The 21,047-nt window shown below is 59.9% G+C and carries 23 protein-coding genes; 12 read left to right on the top strand and 11 right to left on the bottom strand.

Features of this window, described 5'->3' with window-relative positions; genetic code table 11:
• Window positions 1–18: 18 nt before the first annotated feature.
• The 4 genes from A7P95_RS02140 to A7P95_RS02125 form a co-directional block, all read right to left on the bottom strand.
• Window positions 19–708 (bottom strand): ATP-binding cassette domain-containing protein, encoded by a 690-nt coding sequence (locus tag A7P95_RS02140; protein WP_067590462.1) that lies wholly within the window; start codon window positions 706–708, stop codon window positions 19–21.
• Entirely contained in the window at window positions 705–1,376 is a 672-nt protein-coding gene (gene modB, locus A7P95_RS02135; RefSeq protein ID WP_067590459.1) for a molybdate ABC transporter permease subunit, read from the bottom strand. Before modB ends, A7P95_RS02140 begins: the two co-directional genes overlap by 4 nt.
• A gap of 86 nt (window positions 1,377–1,462) precedes the next feature.
• Entirely contained in the window at window positions 1,463–2,221 is a 759-nt protein-coding gene (gene modA, locus A7P95_RS02130; RefSeq protein ID WP_067590456.1) for a molybdate ABC transporter substrate-binding protein, read from the bottom strand.
• Between the two features lie 252 nt (window positions 2,222–2,473).
• On the bottom strand, window positions 2,474–2,809 hold the full coding sequence (locus tag A7P95_RS02125; protein WP_067590454.1) for a MerR family DNA-binding transcriptional regulator: 336 nt from the start codon (window positions 2,807–2,809) through the stop codon (window positions 2,474–2,476).
• A 61-nt stretch (window positions 2,810–2,870) separates the two neighbouring features.
• Between A7P95_RS02125 and A7P95_RS02120 the strand changes: the two genes are divergently transcribed.
• Window positions 2,871–3,242, top strand: a complete 372-nt coding sequence (locus A7P95_RS02120; RefSeq protein WP_067590451.1) for an EthD domain-containing protein — start codon at window positions 2,871–2,873, stop codon at window positions 3,240–3,242.
• Between the two features lie 9 nt (window positions 3,243–3,251).
• Window positions 3,252–3,944, top strand: a complete 693-nt coding sequence (locus tag A7P95_RS02115) for an RBBP9/YdeN family alpha/beta hydrolase (RefSeq protein WP_067590448.1) — start codon at window positions 3,252–3,254, stop codon at window positions 3,942–3,944.
• A 53-nt stretch (window positions 3,945–3,997) separates the two neighbouring features.
• Here A7P95_RS02115 and A7P95_RS02110 read toward each other — a convergent pair whose 3' ends face one another.
• Window positions 3,998–4,561: a hypothetical protein gene (locus tag A7P95_RS02110; RefSeq protein ID WP_067590444.1), complete on the bottom strand. Its 564-nt coding sequence runs from the start codon at window positions 4,559–4,561 to the stop codon at window positions 3,998–4,000.
• Window positions 4,562–4,723: 162 nt separating this feature from the next.
• On the opposite strand from A7P95_RS02110, the gene A7P95_RS02105 reads away from it, so the two are divergent.
• On the top strand, window positions 4,724–5,470 hold the full coding sequence (locus tag A7P95_RS02105; protein ID WP_067590441.1) for a HesA/MoeB/ThiF family protein: 747 nt from the start codon (window positions 4,724–4,726) through the stop codon (window positions 5,468–5,470).
• A gap of 183 nt (window positions 5,471–5,653) precedes the next feature.
• On the opposite strand, the gene A7P95_RS02100 is transcribed toward A7P95_RS02105, so the two are convergent.
• The gene (locus A7P95_RS02100) at window positions 5,654–6,334 is read right to left on the bottom strand and encodes a hypothetical protein (protein ID WP_156503468.1); all 681 of its coding nucleotides are present in this window, start codon (window positions 6,332–6,334) and stop codon (window positions 5,654–5,656) included.
• A 118-nt stretch (window positions 6,335–6,452) separates the two neighbouring features.
• Entirely contained in the window at window positions 6,453–6,881 is a 429-nt protein-coding gene (locus A7P95_RS02095) for a TOBE domain-containing protein (protein ID WP_067590435.1), read from the bottom strand.
• Between the two features lie 290 nt (window positions 6,882–7,171).
• Between A7P95_RS02095 and A7P95_RS02090 the strand changes: the two genes are divergently transcribed.
• The 9 genes from A7P95_RS02090 to A7P95_RS02050 all read left to right on the top strand — a co-directional run bounded on the left by A7P95_RS02090 (window position 7,172) and on the right by A7P95_RS02050 (window position 17,921).
• The gene (locus A7P95_RS02090; RefSeq protein ID WP_067590432.1) at window positions 7,172–10,852 is read left to right on the top strand and encodes a nitrate reductase subunit alpha; all 3,681 of its coding nucleotides are present in this window, start codon (window positions 7,172–7,174) and stop codon (window positions 10,850–10,852) included.
• A 131-nt stretch (window positions 10,853–10,983) separates the two neighbouring features.
• Window positions 10,984–11,337 carry a cupin domain-containing protein gene (locus tag A7P95_RS02085; RefSeq protein ID WP_067590429.1) on the top strand — a complete coding sequence of 118 codons (354 nt, stop codon included), beginning with the start codon at window positions 10,984–10,986 and terminating at the stop codon, window positions 11,335–11,337.
• Between the two features lie 77 nt (window positions 11,338–11,414).
• Window positions 11,415–12,974 (top strand): nitrate reductase subunit beta, encoded by a 1,560-nt coding sequence (gene narH, locus A7P95_RS02080; RefSeq protein WP_067590426.1) that lies wholly within the window; start codon window positions 11,415–11,417, stop codon window positions 12,972–12,974.
• The gene (narJ, locus tag A7P95_RS02075; RefSeq protein WP_067590423.1) at window positions 12,974–13,618 is read left to right on the top strand and encodes a nitrate reductase molybdenum cofactor assembly chaperone; all 645 of its coding nucleotides are present in this window, start codon (window positions 12,974–12,976) and stop codon (window positions 13,616–13,618) included. Before narH ends, narJ begins: the two co-directional genes overlap by 1 nt.
• Before the next feature lie 24 nt (window positions 13,619–13,642).
• Window positions 13,643–14,329, top strand: a complete 687-nt coding sequence (gene narI / locus A7P95_RS02070; protein ID WP_179945887.1) for a respiratory nitrate reductase subunit gamma — start codon at window positions 13,643–13,645, stop codon at window positions 14,327–14,329.
• Window positions 14,330–14,509: 180 nt separating this feature from the next.
• The gene (locus A7P95_RS02065) at window positions 14,510–14,980 is read left to right on the top strand and encodes a hemerythrin domain-containing protein (RefSeq protein WP_067590417.1); all 471 of its coding nucleotides are present in this window, start codon (window positions 14,510–14,512) and stop codon (window positions 14,978–14,980) included.
• 180 nt (window positions 14,981–15,160) lie between these two features.
• Window positions 15,161–15,997, top strand: coding sequence for a sulfate ABC transporter permease subunit CysT (gene cysT / locus A7P95_RS02060; RefSeq protein WP_067590414.1), 837 nt, complete (start codon window positions 15,161–15,163; stop codon window positions 15,995–15,997).
• Entirely contained in the window at window positions 15,994–16,845 is an 852-nt protein-coding gene (gene cysW / locus A7P95_RS02055; protein WP_067590411.1) for a sulfate ABC transporter permease subunit CysW, read from the top strand. The genes cysT and cysW overlap by 4 nt, the downstream gene beginning before the upstream one ends.
• A complete protein-coding gene (locus tag A7P95_RS02050; RefSeq protein ID WP_067590408.1) occupies window positions 16,842–17,921 on the top strand; it encodes a sulfate/molybdate ABC transporter ATP-binding protein in 1,080 nt (359 codons plus the stop codon). The genes cysW and A7P95_RS02050 overlap by 4 nt, the downstream gene beginning before the upstream one ends.
• A 143-nt stretch (window positions 17,922–18,064) precedes the next feature.
• Here the strand turns inward: A7P95_RS02050 and A7P95_RS12115 are convergent, their stop codons facing one another.
• From A7P95_RS12115 to A7P95_RS02030, 4 genes are all read right to left on the bottom strand, one after another.
• Window positions 18,065–18,625 (bottom strand): DapH/DapD/GlmU-related protein, encoded by a 561-nt coding sequence (locus A7P95_RS12115; RefSeq protein ID WP_067590405.1) that lies wholly within the window; start codon window positions 18,623–18,625, stop codon window positions 18,065–18,067.
• 72 nt (window positions 18,626–18,697) lie between these two features.
• Window positions 18,698–19,156 carry a cyclophilin-like fold protein gene (locus A7P95_RS02040; protein WP_218916346.1) on the bottom strand — a complete coding sequence of 153 codons (459 nt, stop codon included), beginning with the start codon at window positions 19,154–19,156 and terminating at the stop codon, window positions 18,698–18,700.
• Between the two features lie 63 nt (window positions 19,157–19,219).
• Complete coding sequence (locus A7P95_RS02035; protein ID WP_067590402.1) at window positions 19,220–20,269, bottom strand: NAD(P)-dependent alcohol dehydrogenase; 1,050 nt, start codon at window positions 20,267–20,269, stop codon at window positions 19,220–19,222.
• A gap of 25 nt (window positions 20,270–20,294) precedes the next feature.
• A complete protein-coding gene (locus A7P95_RS02030; protein ID WP_067590399.1) occupies window positions 20,295–20,624 on the bottom strand; it encodes a DMT family transporter in 330 nt (109 codons plus the stop codon).
• Window positions 20,625–21,047 lie beyond the last annotated feature (423 nt).

The following is a 21,047-nucleotide window of genomic DNA, read 5'->3' as shown; positions in this document are numbered from 1 at the left end:
TTTACCGCTGTGCAGCCGTTATTCTGCCACGCCGTGCATCAAGCGCCCTGCCACCATTTCAGCCACTTCTTCGGCCAGCGCGGCGCTGTCTTGCGGATCGTGGGTGATGAGCAGCATGGGGAGGTCGAGCTCCTGTTGCAGCGCGAGCAGCCATTGGCGCATTTGGGCACGCAGGCCGGTGTCGAGGGCGGCGAAGGGTTCGTCCAGCAGCAGCCAGCGCGGGCGGGCAATGCAGGCGCGGGCCAGGGCTGTGCGCTGGCGCTGGCCGCCGGAAATCTGGTGCGGATAGTGCGCGGCCACGCGTTCAAGCTGCATTTTGTCCAGCCAGAAGGCGGCCAGCCGCGCGGCCTGTTTGTGCCCGGGCGTGGGCCAGCTGCGCTTCAGGCCGAAGGCGATGTTTTGCGCCACGGTAAGGTGCGGGAACAGGGCGTAATCCTGAAACACCAGCCCGGCCTGCCGCTGCTGCGGCGGCAGCCAGAGCTTGCGCGCAGTGTCGCCGTAGCAGGCGCCGTTGATGCGCACATGCCCGGCCTGCGGGCGCAGGAGCCCGGCCAGCAATTGCAGGGTGAGGCTTTTGCCCGAGCCGGATGCGCCCACGATGGCCAGCCGTTTGGCGCGGCTTTGGCAGCGGCAGTTTAAATCGAAGGTTTGCCCGCCGCCGGAAATTTGCAGGGCGAAGGCGAAATCGAACACCGGCGCAGCGCTCATGCCCGCCCCCTTGCCCCGCCCAAGCGGTTCACGCTCCACAACACGACCACGCACACCGCGGAAATCAGCAGCACCAGCTTGCCCGCCAGCGCATCATCGCCCGCCTGCACGGCTTCATACACGGCGATGGAGAGCGTTTGCGTTTGGTTCGGAATGCTGCCGGCAATCATCAGCGTGGCACCGAATTCGCCCAGGGCGCGGGCAAAGGCCAGAAGCAGCCCGGCCAAAATGCCGCGCCAGGCCAACGGCAGGGTTACCCGCAAAAACACCGCCCATTCGGGCAGCCCGAGCACCCGCGCCGCCTGCTCCAATTGCGGGTTCACTTCTTCAAACGCTGCCCGCGCCGGCTTGCAGATGAGCGGGAAGGTAACCGCCATCGCCGCCAGCACCGCGCCCTGCCAGGTGAAAATCAGGCTCAGGCCGAAATATTCGCGCAGCCATTGCCCGAGCGCGCCGTTGCGCCCGAACAGCACCAGAAGGTAGTAGCCCAACACGGTGGGCGGCAGCACCATCGGCAGCGTGAGCAGCACGTCCAGCAGGTCACGCCCGAAAAAGCGGCGGCGCGCCAACAGCCAGCCGCAGGCCACACCCAAGAGCAGGTTTAGCCCGCTGGCCCAAAACGACACCTTCAGCGACAGCAGCAGCGCGGGCAATACGTCTTGCAACACTCAAATTCCTTCAATTAAATCAATGGCAACAGGCTACCTGAAAACGCAATGTGCTTTTTCAGGTAGCCTTTGCCGGATATTCCAATTCAACGCACGGCCGGGTTAAACCCATATTTCTGCAAAATGCGGCGGCCTTCGCGCGAGCGGATAAAATCCAGATAGCGCGCCGCTTCGGCGGCTTCTTTGCTGGAAGCGGTAACGGCAATCGCGTAGGACACCGGCGTTTCCAGCGGCACGGCGCGCACGATGCGCACCTTGTCGCGCATCAGCATGGCATCGGTGCGGTACACAAAGCCCGCGTCCACCTCGCCGCGCGACACATAATCCAGCGCCTGGCGCACGTTTTGCGTGGCAATCATCTTCGCGCCCACCGCGTTCCACAGCCCGGCTTTTTCCAGCGCAGCCTTGGTGTAGCGGCCGGCCGGCACGCTGGCCGGGTTGCCCACCGCCACGCGCTGCACCTGCGCGTTGGCCAAATCCTGCAAACGGCTCACGCGGAAGGCGGCGCGGTTTGGCTGAATCAGCACCAAATCGTTCAGCGCGAAGGTGCGGCGCGTGGCCGGGGCGATGACCTTGGCTTCGGCGGCCTTGTCCATCGTTTCCTGGTCGGCGGTGGCCAACACGTCCACCGGCGCGCCCTGCACCAATTGTTGCAGTAGCACGCCGGAAGCGGCGGTGTTCAGCCGGATTTGCGTGCCGGGATGGGCGCGGCCGTAGGCGGCATTGATTTCCTGAAACGCCTCTTTCAGGCTGGCGGCAGCGGATACGGTGAGGTCTTTGGCCAAGGCCAACGGCGCGGCGCACAGCAGCGCGGCGGCCAGGGCAAGTCGGGGGAAGCGGGGCATGGTTTTCTCCTGATGAACATGATCTGCGGGCGGCAGCCCGGCAATGCTTGAGGCTACCTGAAAATACGGCGGCAAATTCTAGCAAGCGGGTTTTGCCCGACAATAGTTATTCCGGCATAGGCCGGAAGGATTAGGCAGGCTACCTGAAAACGAGCTGCGCGAGTTTCTGCGAAGCTGAAATTTTCAGGTAGCCTTTATTGCTTGGCTCGAATCGGTGCCGGGCAATTTTTCAGGTAGCCTCAGCCTGCCGCCTTACTTGCCCAATAGCTCCGCCAGCAAAGCCTTACTCTGCCGCAGATCATTAATCTGCCCGTCTATCGCCGCCAAACGTTCGGCCAGCCTGCCGCGCAGTGCGGCGCAGAAATCCTGCGGTTCATCGCGCAGGCAGTCGCTCATCAGGGCAAGGTCTTTGAGCGGCACGCCGGTTTTGTTGAGCAGCACGATTTTGCGCACCACGGCCACATCGCCTGCATCATAAATGCGGTAGCCGTTGCCGCCGCGCTTGGGGGAAATCAGATTCAGTCTTTCGTAAAACCGAATCATGCGCACGCTGCTGCCGCAGGCTTGGGCAAATTCGCCGATTTTCATGCTTGACCTTTGCATTGTGTCAGGGTTCAAAATGGCGATTCTAAACCAAACGGAGCACCTCATGATCAAACTCTGCATGTGCGTCAAACGGCTGCCCGCCATCAGCCGCGAAGCATTTTTACACTACTGGCGTCACCACCATGCGCCGCTGGTGGCCGAACTGCGCGAAGACTTGGGCATTGCGCGCTACGCCCAAACCGTGCTGCTGCCTGATGATGCCGTCCAGCAAGGCTTGGCAAAATCACGCGGCACCTTGGCCTACCCTTTCGACGGGCTGGGCGAAGTGTGGTGGCACAGCCTGGCGCAAATGCAGGCGGCACGCAGCACACCCGCCGCCCAAGCCGCCAGCCGGCGGCTGTATGAAGACGAACGCCGCTTTGTGAACCACGCCGAATCGTATTTGTGGCTGGCGCGGGAAGACGTGATTTTCTAAGGAGACGCCATGAACCGACGCCAATTCTGCCTAACCGCCGCGCTGGCATTATCCGCCTGCGCGCTGCCCCGTGCCAAACAAACAGCCCGCACCCAACGCGCCTTCATCATCCACGGCTGGGGCGCCACCCCCGACGACCATTGGTTTGCCCGCCTTTCGGCCGGCCTGAAAGCACGCGGCTACAACGTGGACGTGCCCGCGCTGCCCGATAGCCGCCACGCCGATTTTCAGGCTTGGCAGCGCACGCTCGCCGAACACATCGGCATGCCGCAGCCAGATGATTTATTCATCGCCCACAGCTTGGGCAACATCAGCCTGCTGCATTATCTTTCTCACACCCGCCCGCCCGAAATCGGCGGTTTGGTGTTGGTGTCCGGCTTTGCCGGGAAGCTGCCCCGGCTGCCCGAAATCGAAGGCTATTCGATCGACCGCTATGTGGGGCAGGCCCGGCTCGATTTGCCGGCCGTCCGCCGCATGACGGCCAACATCGCCTGCATCATCAGCGCCAACGACCCGATTGTCGCCCCGGCCGAAAGCATGAAGCTGGCCAACGCATTGGGCGCACGCGTGATAACCGTGCCCGATGCCGGGCATTTCCTGGCTTCCGACGGCTTTACTGAGCTGCCGCAGGCTTGGCAGGCGCTGGACGGGTTTGCAAATAAGGCCGTGCTGCGCATCCGGCCACAACCAAAGGCTACCTGAAAAACAATCCATGCGTTTTCAGGTAGCCTTCCAATATCCAGCCCTTCGGCCAACTAGCGCCGCGCCCTGCCGCGGCCTTCCCACAGCCTCAGGATAGACTGTTTCTGCGCGGGCGGGATGGCGGTGTCTTGCAGCAACACGGTTTCTTTGCCCTGCAAATCGCGGATGGTGATGCGGTATTGCTGGTGGGTGGTGCCGGATTGGTAGAGCCACGGCGCCTGCTGCGGCGTGAGCCTGCGGGCGGCGGTTTGGCCGATCCAATCGTAGGTGCCGTCGCCGTTGTTGTAGAGGTAGGAACGCGAGCCGTCGGCGTGGCGCTGCCAGCCTTTGGTGGCGGTGGTGGGGCTGCGGCTGTCGTCAAACACCACGCCAAGCTCGCCGCCTCGGGTGCGCTCAATGCGTACCGAAGCCACGCGCGGCGCGTTTTTCAGGCGGATGCCGAAGCCGTAGCGGTAGCTCGAAGCGGCCGCGCTGCGCCCCACCTCGGCCTGCACCCCGCCTGCCACTTCCATTTTGTAATCCGCCGTTTGCTGCCCGCGCGGCATACCGCCCCCGCTCGAGCACGCGCCCAGCAAGGCTGCGGTGGCCAAAGGCAATAAGTAGTTGGCTGCTTTCATTTAAACCTCCTTCTGTCGATAAGGAACTCCATTCTATAGTGAATTCGATTTAAATCAAGGCACGGCAACGAAGCCGCAGGGCAATATGAATGCTACACGGCAAGTCGCAGCAGCGCATTCCACGCTATAATCCGCTCCCCCAAGCACCCTGCCCACACCGCCATGAACGACCGCCAACTGCTGCGCTACAGCCGCCACATCCTCCTCGACGAAATCGGCATCGAAGGCCAGCAAAAGCTGCTCGATGCCAGCGTGCTCGTGCTCGGCTGCGGCGGGCTGGGCAGCGCCGCCCTGCCCTATCTGGCCGCCGCCGGCGTGGGCCGCCTGCTGATTGCCGACCACGACCTCATCGACGACACCAACCTCCAGCGCCAAATCACCTACCGCGAAGCCGACATCGGCCGCCCCAAAGCCGACGCCATGGCAGGCCACCTGAAACAGCTCAACCCCGCCTGCCAAATCGAAACCTATGGCAAATTGGGCGAGGCCGAGCTGCTGCGCCTGCTGCCCCAATGCCAAGTCGCGCTCGATTGCAGCGACAACTTCGCCACCCGCCAAGCCCTCAATGCCGCCGCCTGCGCCACCCGCACCCCGCTCGTCTCCGGCGCCGCCACCCGCTTCGACGGCCAAATCACCGTATACCGCCCCGACCTGCCCGGCCAGCCCTGCTACGCCTGCCTCTTCGACAGCGAACAGGCCGGCGACGGCGCCTGCGCCCTGTTCGGCGTATTCGCCCCGCTGGTGGGCATCATCGGCAGCAGCCAAGCCGCCGACGCGCTGAAAATCCTGCTCGGTCTGCCCGCCGAACCCGGCGTGCTGCGCTGCTACCACGCCCTCTCCGGCCGCTGGCAGCACTTCGCCATCCCGAAAAACCCCAAATGCCGCGTGTGCGGCGGGGAGCGGGCGTAAACCCTGGTCTGCCGCGTTCGGCAAGGCAAACAGGCCGCAGGATAAGCGTTTTATCCTTGCGGCCTGTTTTGATTTGATTTGCTTGCGGCTAAAGTTTTCAGGTAGCCTCACTTGGGATTGGAAAGGCTACCTGAAAAATCGAGGCTTTTGGTTTTCAGGTAGTCTTTCCGCTTGGCTGGCGGCTTAGGCCGGGCTGTAGCAGAACACATAAAGATGGTAGCCCGTGGTAACGACAATCAGCACCAGCCAAGAGCCGTAATACAGCACCGCGCCGGGTTTAACCCAGCGGATGCCTTTCAACATCATCTCAATATCCCCTTTGAAGGAATCCAGCACCATGAATTCGTGCTGCCAAATCGGTTTCTGCTGCCACTCTTCCCTCGGCCGGAAAGACTGGATTTCATAGCGCTTCAGCACATGGGTTTTGTGCTTGGCAAAATCGAGCCCGTTTTTTTCACTGCCTTCGCCTTTATAGGGGGTATTGTTACAATTCCGCGACGCGCCATCCCCCATCACGCCCGCACCGATAACGAGCGCAATGGTAATACAGAACCCGAAAGCAATCGTAAACCCGTTCAGCGGGATTTCCAGCCCGGTTTTCCGATTCAGCAGCAGGTTGAACAGCGATACGGCAATAAGGAACTGCCCGTAGCGTTTAAAAAAGATGCCAAACTGCTTATCCAGCAGGGAAGCCTTGCGCCACCATGCCACCGTGTCCGCGTCGGGGATTTGGGTGTAGCGCGTGTCTTCCTGCTGTGCGCGCCGCAGCCGACGGCAGCCGTCGCGGTAGCGGTAGCAGCCGGCAGCTAGTAACAAGAGATATAGGAAATCAATCAGATAAAGCCTATCAAGCCAGTCAAACATAAGCCCTTCCCCGCAATATTCGCAATAAAACCGCATGATAGCCGCCCGCACAAGCGGAAAGGTTACCTGAAAAATCGAGGCGTTCGGTTTTCAGGTAGCCTTTCCGCTTGGCCGCGCGTTATGCCAGCACGCCCAAAATCACGCTGCCGGCCTTAAACACGGCAGTGGCGCGCTGGCCGGGGTGCAGGTCGAGCGTTTCGGCGCTGTGCATGGTGATGCCGGCGGTGAGGGTGAGGCCGCCGCCGATGTCGATGCCCACGATGGAATTCACCGCGCCGCGCTCCACTTGGGTGATGATGCCGTGAAACTGGTTGCGCGCGGAAAGTTTCATCGGGTGCAGGTCGGTGGCCACGATGATGCTGCCCGCCTTGATGAGTGCGGTGGCCATGCCGCCTTCGGCCAGGCCGAGTTCGCGGCAGCTCTCTTCGGTGATGCTGGCCACAAGCTCGACGCCGTTGGCCAGCTGCAAGGTGATTTCGCTGCTCACCGGGCCGTGTTTGACGGCTTTAATCTGGCCGGGAAGCTGGTTGCGTGCGCTGGTTTTCATGCTGGAATGCCTCTTTGATGTTAAACGGAAACGCGGCCATCTTAACCGATTTCTCCGCCGCGCCGGTATTCCCGCCGCCGCCCTAAGCCGAAACGGCAGGTGGGTATACTCCTTTCGGCGTAGGCCGCCCCTAGCCCAATGCATGGCGCTTAAACCTGTTGGAAGCATATTTTTTGCCCTGCTCCTCCTCTATACTCCAAGCACTTATAACCGGTTTTGAGACAAGCTTTGCACGGCGCTGCCGCTGCACGGCATTCGTTGGCAAAGCCTAATAACGACAGGGATAGAACATGAGCCATTTCCTAGACCGCCTCACCTTCTTCAAGCAGAAACGCGAGCCGTTTGCCAACGGGCACGGCATCCTCACCACCGAAGACCGCAAGTGGGAAGACGCCTACCGCAGCCGCTGGTCGCACGACAAAGTGGCCCGCTCCACCCACGGCGTGAACTGTACCGGTTCGTGCTCGTGGAAAATCTACGTTAAAAACGGCATCATCACCTGGGAAACCCAGCAAACCGACTACCCGCGCACCCGCCCCGACCTGCCGAACCACGAGCCGCGTGGCTGCCCGCGCGGTGCCTCCTTTAGCTGGTATGTGTATTCCGCCCAGCGCATCAAATATCCGATGATGCGCGGCGCGCTGGCCGAATTGTGGCGCGAAGCACGCCAAACCAAAGACCCCATCGAAGCCTGGAAATGGATTGTGGAAGACCCCGAGCGCGCCAAATCCTACAAATCCCAGCGCGGCCTGGGCGGCTTCGTGCGCTCCAACTGGGACGAAGCTTATGAAATGGTGGCAGCGGCCAACTGCTACACCATCAAGAAATACGGCCCCGACCGCATCATCGGCTTCTCACCGATTCCCGCCATGTCGATGGTGAGCTATGCTGCCGGCGCGCGCTATCTCGGCCTCATCGGCGGCGTGCCGCTCTCCTTCTACGACTGGTATTGCGACCTGCCGCCCGCTTCGCCGCAAACTTGGGGCGAGCAAACCGACGTGGCCGAATCCGCCGATTGGTACAACTCCAATTATCTTTTGGTGTGGGGTTCCAACATCCCGATGACCCGCACCCCCGACGCCCATTTCTACACCGAAGTGCGCTACAAAGGCACCAAAACCGTGGCCGTATCGTCCGACTTCGGCGAAATGACCAAGTTCAGCGACATCTGGCTGGCGCCGCGCCAAGGTACGGACGCCGCGCTCTCGATGGCGATGGGGCACGTTATCCTCAAAGAATTCCATATCGACAATCCATCCGACTATTTCCAAGACTACTGCCGCCGCCTCACCGATATGCCGGTGCTGGTGTGCCTGAAAGAAGACGGTGAAGGCTACCGCCCCGAATACACCCTGCGCGCCTCGCAGCTGGGCGGCAATTTCGGCGAAGAGAAAAACCCCGACTGGAAAGTGCTGGCGTGGAACGAAAAAACCGACAGCCTGATGCTGCCCAACGGCTCCATCGGCTTCCGTTGGGACGGTAGCGGCAAGTGGAATCTGGAAACCAAGGCGCAGGATGAGCAAGACGTTCAGGCGGCTTTGTCGCTGAAAACGTGCGCCGATGACGTGGTGCGCGTCGGCTTCGACTACTTCGGTGGCGAATTCGACGAAGAAAAAACCTTCCGCAAAGTGCCGGTGAAACGCATCACCCTGGCCGACGGCAGCAGCCAGTTGGTGGCCACCGTGTTCGACCTTCTGGTGGCGCAATACGGCGTGGACAACGGCTTGGGCGACGAAAACGTGGCCAAAGATTATTTCGACGACAAGCCCTACACGCCGAAATGGCAGGAAAAACACACCGGCGTGAAAGCCGAACAGGTAATTCAGGTAGCCCGCGAGTTTGCGCAAAACGCGCACGACACCAAGGGCCGCTCGATGATTATCGTGGGCGCCGGCATCAACCACTGGTACTACCTCGACATGAACTACCGCGGCATCATCAATATGCTGATGATGTGCGGCACCATCGGCAAATCCGGCGGCGGCTGGTGCCACTATGTGGGCCAGGAAAAACTGCGCCCGCAATCCGGCTGGGCGCCGCTCACCTTCGCGCTCGACTGGCACCGCCCCGCGCGCCAGATGGCCGGCACCGCCTTCTTCTACGGCCACACCGGCCAATACCGCCACGAAACCGTATCCGCCGACGAGCTGCTCACCACCGACGCCGGCGACGACATGCGCCGTCTCACCATGATCGACTACCACGCCAAAGCCGCCCGCATGGGCTGGACGCCGAGCGCACCGCAGCTGGAAACCAACCCGCTGGACGTAACCGACGCGGCCGAAAAAGCCGGCATGAATCCGGTGGATTATGTGGTGAAAGGCCTGAAGGAAGGCACGCTGGATATGTCGTGCGACGATCCGGAAAACCCGAAAAACTGGCCGCGCAATATGTTTGTGTGGCGCTCCAACATTTTGGGTTCTTCCGGCAAAGGCCACGAATTCTTCCTCAAATACCTGCTCGGCACGCAAAACGGCCTATTGAGCAACGAAGAAGACTGCCTGAAACCCACCGAAGTGAAGCAGCGCGACGGCGTGGAAGGCAAGCTGGACCTGTTTGCCCTGCTCGATTTCCGTATGAACACCACCTGCCTGTATGGCGACGTGATTTTCCCCACCGCCACCTGGTATGAAAAAGACGACTTGAACACGTCCGACATGCACCCCTTCATCCACCCGCTCACCGAAGCCGTGCAGCCGCTGTGGCAGAGCAAATCCGACTGGGAAATCTACAAAGGCCTGGCCAAAAAATTCAGCGAGCTGGCCAAGGATTACCTCGGCGTGCGCAAAGACATCGTGCTCACCCCGCTGATGCACGACAGCCCGCAGGAGCTCGGCCAGCCCTTCGACCCGAAAGACTGGAAGCTGGGCGAATGCGAGCCGATTCCGGGCAAAACCATGCCGGCCATGACCGTGGTGGAGCGCGACTACGGCGCAGTGTATGAAAAATTCACCGCCGTCGGCCCCCTGCTGGAAAAAGTGAACAACAACGGCAAAGGCATGGCTTGGGACACCAAGCACGAAGTGGAATTCCTGCGCAAACTCAACGGCGTGCAGCCAGAAGGCGCGGGCAAGGGCCAGCCCAAGCTGGAAACCGCCATCGATGCCGCCGAGATGATCCTCACGCTGGCGCCGGAAACCAACGGCCACGTTTCCAAAAAAGCCTGGCAGGCGCTGAGCAAAAACACCGGCCGCGACCATACGCACCTGATCAACAGCAGCGAGCACACGCAAATCCGCTTCCGCGACATCGTGGCCCAGCCGCGCAAAATCGTTACCTCGCCGATTTGGTCGGGCGTGGAAAGCGAAGAAGTGTGCTACACCGCCGGCTACACCAACGTGCACGAGCTGATTCCGTGGCGCACGCTCACCGGCCGCCAGCAGTTCTACCAAGACCACAAATGGATGCGCGATTTCGGCGCGGGCTTCTGCGTGTACCGCCCCGCCGTGGACACCAAAACCACCAAGCAGCTCTTGGGCAAAATGCCCAACGGCAACCCGGAAATCACGCTCAACTTCCTCACCCCGCACCAGAAATGGGGCATCCACAGCACCTATTCGGAAAACCTGCGCATGCTCACGCTCTCGCGCGGCGGCCCGCACGTGTGGATTTCCGAAATCGACGCCAAAAAGGCCGGGCTGGTGGACAACGACTGGGTGGAAGTGTTCAACACCAACGGTTCGATTGCCTGCCGCGTGATTGTGAGCCAGCGCATTCCCGAAACCATGATTGTGATGCCGCACGCCCAGGAAAAACTGGTGCACACTCCCGCGGCGGAAACCACCAAAAAACGCGGCGGCATCCACAATTCCGTTACCAAAGCTGTGCTGAACCCCACCCACCTCATCGGCGGCTACGCCCAGCTGGCCTACGGCTTCAACTACTACGGCACGGTCGGCTCCAACCGCGACGAATGGGTGATTGTCCGCAAGATGAAAGACATCGACTGGATGGACGAACCCGCCGAGTAAGGCTGCAAAGTTTTTCAGGTAGCCTCCTGCATCAACAGGCTACCTGAAAACCGAAAAGGCTACCTGAAAACCGAAAAGGCTACCTGAAAATCGAAAAGGCTACCTGAAAATCGAATATGAGGAATAAAACCATGAAACTGCCGCAGATTATCCATTTTGCCGACTACTTGAAAGAAGGTTCCGCCGAAGCTGTGCGCACCGTGCTGCACCAAGACCCGCACGACAACATGGTGCTGTGGCAGATTCCGCCGCAAACCATGCTGCCCGCCCACCGCCACCCGCACGGCGTGGACATTTGGATTGTGTTGCAGGGCGAAGCCGAGCTGGTGGACGACGCGCAAAGCGGCCGCATCATCCGCGCCGGCGAAGCCGTGGTGGTGGGCGACCACCAAATCCACGGCGCACGCAACAACGGCAAGGAAGGCGGGCAAGACTGCATCCTGGTTTCCATCATCAGCCCCAAAGCAGGATTCGAAAAGGCATAACAAATTTTCAGGTAGCCTCAACAGGCTTGCAACCGGCTGCAAAAGGCTACCTGAAAAACCACTTGAAGGAACACAATATGAAAATCAGAGCGCAAATCGGCATGGTGCTGAATTTGGACAAATGTATCGGCTGCCACACCTGCTCCGTTACCTGCAAAAACGTGTGGACAAGCCGCGACGGCGTGGAATACGCCTGGTTCAACAACGTGGAAACCAAGCCCGGCATCGGCTTTCCGAAAAACTGGGAAGACCAGGAAAAATGGAAAGGCGGCTGGGTGCGCAAGCCCGACGGCAAGCTCGTGCCCAAACAGGGCGGCCGCTTGAAAATCCTGTCCAACATCTTCGCCAACCCCAACCTGCCGCAGATCGACGACTACTACGAACCCTTCACCTACGACTACGAGCACCTGCAAAACGCCCCGCGCATGAAAACCCCGCCCACCGCGCGGCCGATTTCCGTGCTCACCGGCAAGAAGATGGACAAAGTGGAATGGGGCCCCAACTGGGAAGACGACTTGGCCGGCGAATTTGAAAAACGCGCCAAAGACACCCTGTTTGAAGGCATCCAGAAAGAAATGATGGGTGCCTTCGAGCAAACCTTCATGATGTATCTGCCGCGCCTGTGCGAACACTGCCTGAATCCGACCTGCGTCGCCTCCTGCCCCTCCGGCAGCATCTACAAGCGTGAAGACGACGGCATCGTACTCATCGATCAAGACAAATGCCGTGGCTGGCGCATGTGCGTGTCCGGCTGCCCGTATAAAAAAATCTACTACAACTGGGTGAGCGGCAAAGCCGAAAAATGTATTTTCTGCTACCCGCGCATCGAAGCGGGCGAACCCACCATCTGCTCCGAAACCTGCGTCGGCCGCATCCGTTACTTAGGCGTGCTGCTGTATGACGCCGACAAAATCGAAGAAGCCGCCTCGGTGGAAAACCCGCAAGACCTCTACGAATCGCAACTGGGCGTGTTCCTCAACCCGCACGACCCCGAAGTGCAGCGCGAAGCCCTGAAGCAGGGCATCAGCCAGAGCTGGCTCGATGCGGCGAAGAAATCGCCGGTATACAAAATGGCGATGGAATGGAAAATCGCCTTCCCGCTGCACCCCGAATACCGCACGCTGCCGATGGTGTGGTACATCCCGCCGCTCTCCCCCATCCAATCCGCCATCGAAAACGGGCTGGTGGGCGAAAACGGCATCATCCCCAGCGTGGACGAAATGCGCATCCCGCTGCGCTATCTGGCCAACCTGCTCACCGCCGGCAAAATCGAGCCGATTAAAGACGCGCTGGAGCGCATGATTGCCATGCGCCGCTTCAAACGCGGCCAAACCGTGCACGGCGAAACCTTGGAGCAAACCCTGGAAGGCACCGGCCTCACCCCCGCCATGGTGGAGGACATGTATCAAATCATGGCCATCGCCAACTACGAAGACCGCTTCGTCATCCCCAGCAGCCACAAAGAGCAGGTGGAAAACGCCTTTGAAGACAAAGCCAGCTGCGGCTTCTCCTTCGGCAACGGCTGCTCCGGCGGCAGCACCAAAGAAAGCCTGTTCGACAAGCCCAAAGCCTCGCCCATCGTCTTCTTCGACCGCCGCAAAGACCTCGAAGAAAACCGCGAAAAAGGAGTGCGCTGATGCAGGGTAACCCGGTGTACAAATTTCTCTCGGCGCTGCTGTGCTATCCCGAAGCGGAGATGATTGAAGCGCTGCCCGAATTTCAGGTAGCCCTCGATACGCTGCCCGAGCTTTCCGGCAGCCGCGAAGGCTTGCAGGCGCTGCTGGATTACTTCGGCAGCCGCAGCCTGCGCCAGCTTCAGGAAGAATACGTTTCCACCTTCGACCGCAACCGCCTGCACGCGCTCTATATCTTCGAGCACGTATTCGGCGAAGACCGCGACCGCGGCAGCGCCATGGTGGACCTGCTGGAAGAATACCGCCGCCACGGCTACGAATTGGGCGACGACGAGCTGCCCGACTACCTGCCCGCGCTCTTGGAATTCTTCTCCCGCATCCCGCCCGCCGAAGCGCAAAAGCTGCTGGGCGACGCCGTGCACGTGGTCAACCACATCGGCAAAAACCTGCGCGCCGCCGGCTCGCCTTATGCCGCCGTGCTCGAATGCGCCGTATCGCTCAGCCCCGTGGCGCCGCAGCCGCTGATCGAGCCGCCCGTGCGCGACATGGACGAAGCCATGGAAACCTTCGGCCCCGACGCCTCCGGCATCGAGCCGCTGCTCAAACCGAGCATCCAAACCGTACAGTTTTACCCCAAAGGCAAGTAAGCCTGCCTGCTTAGGAGTATTGATATGAGCAACCTGCACCTCTTTTTCTTCGCCATCTATCCCTATATCTGCCTGGCGGTGTTCTTCCTCGGCAGCCTGGCGCGCTTCGACCGCGAGCAGTATTCGTGGAAAAGCGATTCCAGCCAGCTGCTCTACGACGGCCAATTGCGCCTGGGCAACATCCTGTTTCACGTGGGCGTGCTGGCCGTGTTTGCCGGCCACTTCGTCGGCCTGCTCACCCCGCTGTGGTTTTGGGACGCGCTGGGCGTGAGCCATTCCGCCAAGCAGCTTCTGGCCATGACCGCCGGCGGCATTTTCGGCAGCATGGCGCTGGTGGGCCTGCTGATTTTGATCAAACGCCGCTTCACCATCGACCGCATCAACCTCAACAGCACCTGGCGCGACAAGCTGCTTTTGCTGTGGATTTTGGCCACCCTGCTGCTCGGCCTCTCCACCATCTTCGTGAGCGCCGGCCACCTCGACGGCCACGAAATGACCCTGCTCATGCAGTGGGCGCAACACATCGTTACCCTGCGCGGCGTGGAAGCGGCCGGCTTTATCGAGCACGTGCACATCCTCTTCAAGCTGCACATGTTTATGGGCATGACCTTCTTCCTCATCTTCCCCTTCACCCGCATGGTGCACGTGTGGAGCGGCTTTGCCAGCGCTCTGTATGCTTTCCGCCCCTGGCAGCTGGTGCGCCGCCGCTGAAGCCATATTTTCAGGTAGCCTTCCGCTGGCCGGAGGCTACCTGAAAACTGTTTATAGTGAATTAACAAAAAACGCTGCAGCGTTGGCTCGCCTTGCCGTACTACCTGTACTGCCTGCGGCTCGCCGCCTTGTCCCGTTTTTTGTTAATCCACTATACCGCACACAAAAGGAACCTAAACCATGATCGACCGCGAACTCTGGCAAAACGCCCCCGACGGCGCCATCATCGACCACATCCTCCCCCGCTACCACGACACCCACCGCCGCCAGCTGGAAGAGCTCCTCCCACTGGCCGAAAAAGTGGCCCGCGTGCACGAAGGCAAATTCCCCGCCGAAGCCGTGCCCCTGCTGCACGCCATCCAAAGCGAGCTGCTCAGCCACATGATGAAGGAAGAACGCATCCTCTTCCCCATGCTCAAACAAGGCGCCGGCGCCGCAGCCGCCATGCCCGTGCGCATGATGATGCACGAGCACACCGAGCACAACGCCGCCCTCGAACGCCTCCTGGAAATCACCGGCAACCTGCAAGCCCCCGCCGACGCCTGCCGCAGCTGGCAGCGCCTCTACAGCCTCGCCCGCGAGCTGGTGGACGACCTGCACGACCACATCGACTTGGAAGACAATATCCTCTTCGCCCGCGTGTTGGCTTAACTCTCCCGCGTAAGCAAACGGAAGGCTACCTGAAAACCGATTGCGGTTTTTCAGGTAGCCTTTTTGCCTTCCCCGCCGCCTATATAACTCCCCTGCATTTGCAAACAACCAACCGTTCTTTCTATTTTTCCGCCGCCTTGTTTATAGTTCGGGCTACCTGAAATTGTGATGGCGGAACCTATGCGCTTATTGAAAACCCCCAGCGTGCTGCCCGGCTTCAACCTGAGCCTGGGCATTACCGTATTGTGCCTGTCGCTTTTGGTGGTGCTGCCGTTTGCCATGATGGCGGTGAGCACGGCGCAGATGGGCTGGGCGGCGTTTTGGCACACGGTGGCCGAGCCGCGCGTGCTCGCTTCGGTGTGGCTGAGCCTGCGCATGTCTTTCTTCGCCATGCTCACCAATATCGTGTTCGGCACGCTGGTGGCCTGGGTGCTGGTGCGTTATGAGTTTCCGTTTAAGGGGCTGGTAAACGCGCTGGTAGACCTGCCTTTCGCGCTGCCCACAGCGGTAACCGGCATTGCGCTGGCCACGCTGTATGCGCCCAACGGCTGGATTGGGCGCTGGTTTGCCAAAATGGATATTCAGGTAGCCTTCACGCCCAAGGGCATTTGGATTGCCTTGGTGTTTGTGAGCCTGCCGTTTATCGTGCGCGCGGTGCAGCCGGTGTTGGAAGAATTATCCGGCGAATACGAAGAAGCGGCGGCTTCGCTGGGCGCGGGGCGGCTGGCCACCTTCCGCCGCGTGATCCTGCCGGAAATCGCGCCGGCGCTGCTCACCGGGGCAGGCATGATGTTTGCCCGCGCCACGGGCGAATTCGGCTCGGTGATTTTCATTGCCGGCAACATCCCGATGGAATCGGAAATCCTGCCGCTCATCATCACCGGCAAGCTGGAGCAATACGACGTGCAGGGCGCATCGGCGGTGGCGCTGTTTATGCTGCTGATTTCCTTCTTTATCCTGCTCGCGCTGAATTTGAGCCAGTGGGCGCTGGGCAAACGCGGAGGCGCCAAAGCATGAAAACCAATCCGAATATCACCGAGCCGCGATGGCTGCAATGGCTGCTCATCGGCATCGCACTCGCCTTTTTGCTGCTGATGCTCATCATCCCGCTCTCGGCGGTGTTTTACGAAGCCTTGCGCGAAGGCTGGCAAACCTATCTCGCCTCGCTCACCAACCCCGAAGCGCGCGCCGCCATCCGCCTCACGCTGATTACCGCCGCCATCGTGGTGCCAGTAAACGCGGTGCTGGGCATCGCCATGGCCTGGCTGCTCACCCGTTTCGACTTCCGCGGCAAGCAGCTGCTCACCACGCTGCTGGACCTGCCCTTTTCCGTATCGCCCGTGGTGGCCGGCCTGATGTTTGTGCTGCTGTTCGGCGCGCACACAGCGCTGGGCGGCTGGCTGGAGGCGCGGGGCATACAGGTTATTTTCGCCATTCCCGGCATTGTGCTGGCCACGCTGTTCGTCACCTTCCCCTTCGTGGCGCGCGAGCTGGTGCCGCTGATGCAGGCGCAGGGCGACAGCGAAGAGCAAGCCGCGCTGATTTTGGGCGCGGGCGGCTGGCAGATGTTTTGGCGCGTTACCCTGCCCAACATCAAATGGGCATTGCTCTACGGCATCATCCTCACCAATGCCCGCGCCATGGGCGAATTCGGCGCGGTGAGCGTGGTGTCCGGCCACATCCGCGGCGAAACCAACACCATCCCGCTTTTGGTGGAAATCCTCTACAACGAATACCGCTTCACCGCCGCCTTCGCCCTCTCCAGCCTGCTCGCCCTGCTTGCCATCGCCACGCTGGTGCTGCAAGACGTGCTCACCCGCATCCAACACCGCAAACTGGCCGCCGCCGAAAGGAACCAGCCATGAGCATCACCATCCAAAACATCAACAAACACTTCGGCAGCTTCCAAGCCCTGCACAACATCCGCCTGGAAGTGCCCACCGGCGAGCTGGTTTCCCTGCTCGGCCCTTCCGGCTGCGGCAAAACCACCCTGCTGCGCATCATCGCCGGGCTGGAAAACGCCGACAGCGGCCAAATCCTGTTCGACGGGCAAGACGTTACCCGCTTGCACGTGCGCGAACGCAAAGTCGGCTTCGTGTTCCAACACTACGCCCTGTTCCGCCACATGAACGTGGCCGACAACGTTGCCTTCGGGCTCACCGTATTGCCCCGCGCCCAGCGCCCGGGCAAAGCCGAAATCCGCGAAAAAGTGGCCGGCCTGCTCAAGCTCGTGCAGCTCGAACACCTCGCCAAATCCTACCCCCACCAGCTCTCCGGCGGCCAACGCCAACGCATCGCGCTGGCCCGCGCCCTGGCCGTCGAGCCCAAGCTGCTGCTGCTCGACGAGCCCTTCGGCGCGCTCGATGCCAAAGTGCGCAAAGAGCTGCGCACCTGGCTGCGCAACCTGCACCACGAGCTCGGCATCACCAGCATTCTGGTTACGCACGACCAGGAAGAAGCGCTGGAAGTGTCCGACCAAATCGTCATCATGAACCAAGGCCGCATCGAGCAGGCCGGCAGCGCCGACACGCTCTACAGGCTACCTGAAAACGCCTTCGTTACCGAATTCCTCGGCGAAACCGACTCCTTCGAAGGCCGCATCGAACGCGGGCAGTGGCACTACAACGGCTTCGCCTGGCCGCTCGACCCCAAGCGCCGCTGGCAGGAGCAAAACGCCCGCGGCTTCGTGCGCCCGCACGAATGGCAGATCGCCCCCGAGCGCCCCATGCTGCACGCCCGCATCGACCACCTGCACATCTCCGGCGCCCTCACCCGCCTCACCCTCTTGCCGCAAAACGCCCCCGACCGCCGCGCCCTGCACGCCAGCTTTGCCAGCAGCGAAGCCGCCCGCCTCGGCCTCGCCGCCGGCCAAGTGCTGCCGCTTGCCCCGAGGCAGATTTATGTGTTCAGCCAAAGCGATTTGATCGAATACGCCATTTAGCGCCACCACTCCGGCATACGGCAAAAGGCTACCTGAAAACCTGTGCCGCAATGCAACGGCGTTGCTGCAAAGCAGAAGTTTTCAGGTAGCCTTTACTGTTCCGCCATGCAGGCGCAGCAGCATTCCTCTTCTCAACTGCGCTTTCAGACGACCTCCCGCCGGATTTCCCGTATCACTTTCGCCGGCACGCCGCCGACGATGGTGTTGGGCGGCACGTCTTTGCCCACCACCGCGCCCGCCGCGACAATGGCGTTTTCGCCGACGGTAACGCCCGGCAAAATGGTTGCGCCCGCGCCTATCCACGCGCCTTTTTTGATGACGACGGGCTTCAAGATTAAACCGCGACGCATGGCGGGGTCTTCTGGGTGGTTTACGGTCAAAATGCTGACGCGCGGGGCGATTAACACGTCGTCTTCCAGTGTGATGCCGCCCAAGTCGGTAAACATCGCGCCCGAGTTGATAAACACGTTTTTGCCGATGCGGATGTGTTTGCCGAAGTCGCTGTAAAACGGCAGATTGACGTGCAAATCGTCGGGGATGTCGCTGCCCGTCATCTCGGCAAGCACGGCGCGGATTTGCTCGGGCGTGCGGAACGTGCCGGAGAGTTCGGCAATTTTCGGCGCGTTGTGGGCGACGATGGCGTGGATTTCGGCGAAGATTTCGCTGCCTGCCGGGATATATTGGTTTAGGGGGTAGTTGTGCATTTTATTTTCTCCTTAAGAGGTCGTCTGAAAGCAGGTCGGTCATAGATACTCAAGTTGTCTTTTCAGACGACCTTATCGGGAAAACCGCACCGCCGTATTCCCCGCACCGAGTGCCGCTTTCAGCCCCGCCGCGTCGGTGATTTTGCCGATACGCGTGTAGCGGTAAGGCGTGTCGAAACTTTCGTAGAACACGACGATGCTGTTGCCTTGCCACAAGAGAATATCGCCCGCTTCAATGCGTTTGACGGCGGTGTCGGCGGCGGTCAGGGTTTTAGGCAGTGTGGCGACTTTTTCGTTGCGGTTGTAGTCGGACATATCCAACGCCAGCGGCAGAAGTGCGGCAAATTCGGCGGCGGCTTTGGTATCGGCAAACTCGGCGGCGAAGGTTTGTCCGTTGATGGAAAGGTTCATGCTTGCTCCTTGATTGGGATTGGTTTTTTTGGATTGGGCGGAAGCGGGCGGCTTCGCCTGCAAAGTGTCGGGCGTGCAGCCCAAGCAGGCAAGGGCTGTGGCGATGATAAATAATTTCATGGAGTTCTCCTTGTTGATATAGGTCGTCTGAAACCGTTTTTCAGACGACCTTTCAAACCGCAATTACAAGCTCGCCATATCAATCACAAACCGATATTTCACATCGCTTTTTTCCATCCGCACAAAGGCTTCGTTGATGTCTTGCATGTTGATGACTTCCACATCGGAAACGATATTGTGTTCGCCGCAGAAATCCAGCATTTCTTGGGTTTCTTTAATGCCGCCAATCATCGAAGCCGCGATGGAGCGGCGACCCGGCTGCATCAGCACGGTGTTAATCGACTCTTCCAATTCGCCGACCAAGCCCACCATCACCAACGTACCGTCGAGGGCAAGCGTTGGCAGATAGGGTTTCAAATCGTGGGTATAAGGCACGGTGTCGATAATCAGGTTGAATTCGTTTGCCACGGCGTTCATTTGATTTTTATCGGTAGAAAGTACGACTTTGTGCGCGCCAAGGCGGAAGGCATCATCGGCTTTATTCGGGCTGCGGGTGAACAGGGTAACTTCCGTACCCAAGGCTCGTGCCAGTTTAATCGCCATATGCCCCAAGCCGCCCAAGCCGACTACCGCAACTTTGCTGCCAGCGCCGATATTCCAATGTTTGAGCGGCGACCAGACGGTAATGCCCGCACACAGCAACGGTGCGACGGCTTGCGTATCCAGATTTTCCGGCACACACAGCACGAAGTTTTCGGTCACGATAATACGTTCGCTGTAACCGCCGTAAGTCATCAAACCGTCGCGGCGGTCGGGCGTGTTGTAGGTTTGGGTCATGCCCTCTTCGCAGTATTGCTCCAAATCGTGCGTGCAGGCGTGGCAATGTCCGCAAGAATCCACCATGCAACCCACGCCGACCAAATCGCCCGCTTTAAAACGACTCACTTGCGAACCGACGGCACGCACGCGCCCGATAATTTCATGTCCCGGCACAATCGGGTAGTTGCTCCAGCCCCAGTCGTTGCGGGCTTGGTGCAAATCGGAATGGCATACGCCGCAGTAGAGAATGTCAATATCTACGTCGTCAGGACGCAGCTCGCGGCGTTCGGCTTGGAACGGGGCGAGCGGGCTGCGGTTGTCGTATGCGGCAAAACTTTTTACTTTGAATGTCATTTTCTTTTCCTTTTGTCTGCTTAAATTAATGGCTGGTCGCCGAAAATAAATTAATCACCAATACGCCTGAAATAATCAGTCCAATACCAAGCATTGCAGGCGTATCGAGTTTCTGCCCGAAGGCAAAGTAGGCAACGATAGCGGTTAAGATAATCCCCACGCCCGACCATACGGCATAAACCAAACCGACAGGCAGTGTGCGAAAAACAATCGACACCAGATAAAACGACAAGGCATAAATCAATAACGCGCCTGCGCTGGGAAAGGGTTTGGTAAAGCCGTCGCTGAGTTTGAGCAGGTTGGTGGCGACGATTTCCAAGCCGATAGAGCCGCCGAGTAAAATCCAAGGGTTCATGATTTCTCCTTATTTTCGGTAAAAAAGCAGCCTGCAACTTGTCAGCAAAGTGCAGGCTGCTTGGATTTCATGCCGCTGAAACTGCGTTTCAGGCAGCCTGAACGGCGGTGGGGAAATTGTGCTCGCGGAACACCTGCCAGCGGCCTTCGGCGTTCACAATGTCCTGCACGGCGAAAAAAGTTCTTGGTCAAATTCCATCGCTTCGCCCTTTCTCTGCTTGACGGGATTATCTGCGGGTAATAAAGGCTACCTGAAAATTCGGCCGGCGGTTTTCAGGTAGCCTTATATATATTTCGCGCCGTCGGGGGCTAGTCCTGACGGTATCTTTGCCAGACAGGCATTATTCACATCATAAGGCTGGACTAGCTCTCTTTGATCAAGCTAACTCAAAGGAGCTTTTTTCATGTCTTACCACCNTCCCAC

This window comes from Eikenella longinqua (genome assembly GCF_001648355.1).
Lineage (GTDB): Bacteria > Pseudomonadota > Gammaproteobacteria > Burkholderiales > Neisseriaceae > Eikenella > Eikenella longinqua.
This window is presented reverse-complemented; position numbering and strand designations above follow the sequence as displayed.

What these genes read in the sequence shown, in the direction of transcription:
- A7P95_RS02030 (WP_067590399.1), bottom strand. Translation starts at nt 20,624, where the DNA reads ATGAACCCTTGGATTTTACTCGGCGGCTCTATCGGCTTGGAAATCGTC.
- A7P95_RS02035 (WP_067590402.1), bottom strand. Translation starts at nt 20,269, where the DNA reads ATGACATTCAAAGTAAAAAGTTTTGCCGCATACGACAACCGCAGCCCG.
- modA (WP_067590456.1), bottom strand. Translation starts at nt 2,221, where the DNA reads ATGCCCCGCTTCCCCCGACTTGCCCTGGCCGCCGCGCTGCTGTGCGCC.
- A7P95_RS02125 (WP_067590454.1), bottom strand. Translation starts at nt 2,809, where the DNA reads ATGAAAATCGGCGAATTTGCCCAAGCCTGCGGCAGCAGCGTGCGCATG.
- A7P95_RS02140 (WP_067590462.1), bottom strand. Translation starts at nt 708, where the DNA reads ATGAGCGCTGCGCCGGTGTTCGATTTCGCCTTCGCCCTGCAAATTTCC.
- narJ (WP_067590423.1), top strand. Translation starts at nt 12,974, where the DNA reads ATGCAGGGTAACCCGGTGTACAAATTTCTCTCGGCGCTGCTGTGCTAT.
- A7P95_RS02090 (WP_067590432.1), top strand. Translation starts at nt 7,172, where the DNA reads ATGAGCCATTTCCTAGACCGCCTCACCTTCTTCAAGCAGAAACGCGAG.
- A7P95_RS02095 (WP_067590435.1), bottom strand. Translation starts at nt 6,881, where the DNA reads ATGAAAACCAGCGCACGCAACCAGCTTCCCGGCCAGATTAAAGCCGTC.
- cysW (WP_067590411.1), top strand. Translation starts at nt 15,994, where the DNA reads ATGAAAACCAATCCGAATATCACCGAGCCGCGATGGCTGCAATGGCTG.
- A7P95_RS02105 (WP_067590441.1), top strand. Translation starts at nt 4,724, where the DNA reads ATGAACGACCGCCAACTGCTGCGCTACAGCCGCCACATCCTCCTCGAC.
- A7P95_RS02085 (WP_067590429.1), top strand. Translation starts at nt 10,984, where the DNA reads ATGAAACTGCCGCAGATTATCCATTTTGCCGACTACTTGAAAGAAGGT.
- narH (WP_067590426.1), top strand. Translation starts at nt 11,415, where the DNA reads ATGAAAATCAGAGCGCAAATCGGCATGGTGCTGAATTTGGACAAATGT.
- A7P95_RS02110 (WP_067590444.1), bottom strand. Translation starts at nt 4,561, where the DNA reads ATGAAAGCAGCCAACTACTTATTGCCTTTGGCCACCGCAGCCTTGCTG.
- A7P95_RS02115 (WP_067590448.1), top strand. Translation starts at nt 3,252, where the DNA reads ATGAACCGACGCCAATTCTGCCTAACCGCCGCGCTGGCATTATCCGCC.
- cysT (WP_067590414.1), top strand. Translation starts at nt 15,161, where the DNA reads ATGCGCTTATTGAAAACCCCCAGCGTGCTGCCCGGCTTCAACCTGAGC.
- A7P95_RS02120 (WP_067590451.1), top strand. Translation starts at nt 2,871, where the DNA reads ATGATCAAACTCTGCATGTGCGTCAAACGGCTGCCCGCCATCAGCCGC.
- A7P95_RS02040 (WP_218916346.1), bottom strand. Translation starts at nt 19,156, where the DNA reads ATGAAATTATTTATCATCGCCACAGCCCTTGCCTGCTTGGGCTGCACG.
- A7P95_RS02100 (WP_156503468.1), bottom strand. Translation starts at nt 6,334, where the DNA reads ATGTTTGACTGGCTTGATAGGCTTTATCTGATTGATTTCCTATATCTC.
- A7P95_RS02065 (WP_067590417.1), top strand. Translation starts at nt 14,510, where the DNA reads ATGATCGACCGCGAACTCTGGCAAAACGCCCCCGACGGCGCCATCATC.
- A7P95_RS12115 (WP_067590405.1), bottom strand. Translation starts at nt 18,625, where the DNA reads ATGCACAACTACCCCCTAAACCAATATATCCCGGCAGGCAGCGAAATC.
- A7P95_RS02050 (WP_067590408.1), top strand. Translation starts at nt 16,842, where the DNA reads ATGAGCATCACCATCCAAAACATCAACAAACACTTCGGCAGCTTCCAA.
- narI (WP_179945887.1), top strand. Translation starts at nt 13,643, where the DNA reads ATGAGCAACCTGCACCTCTTTTTCTTCGCCATCTATCCCTATATCTGC.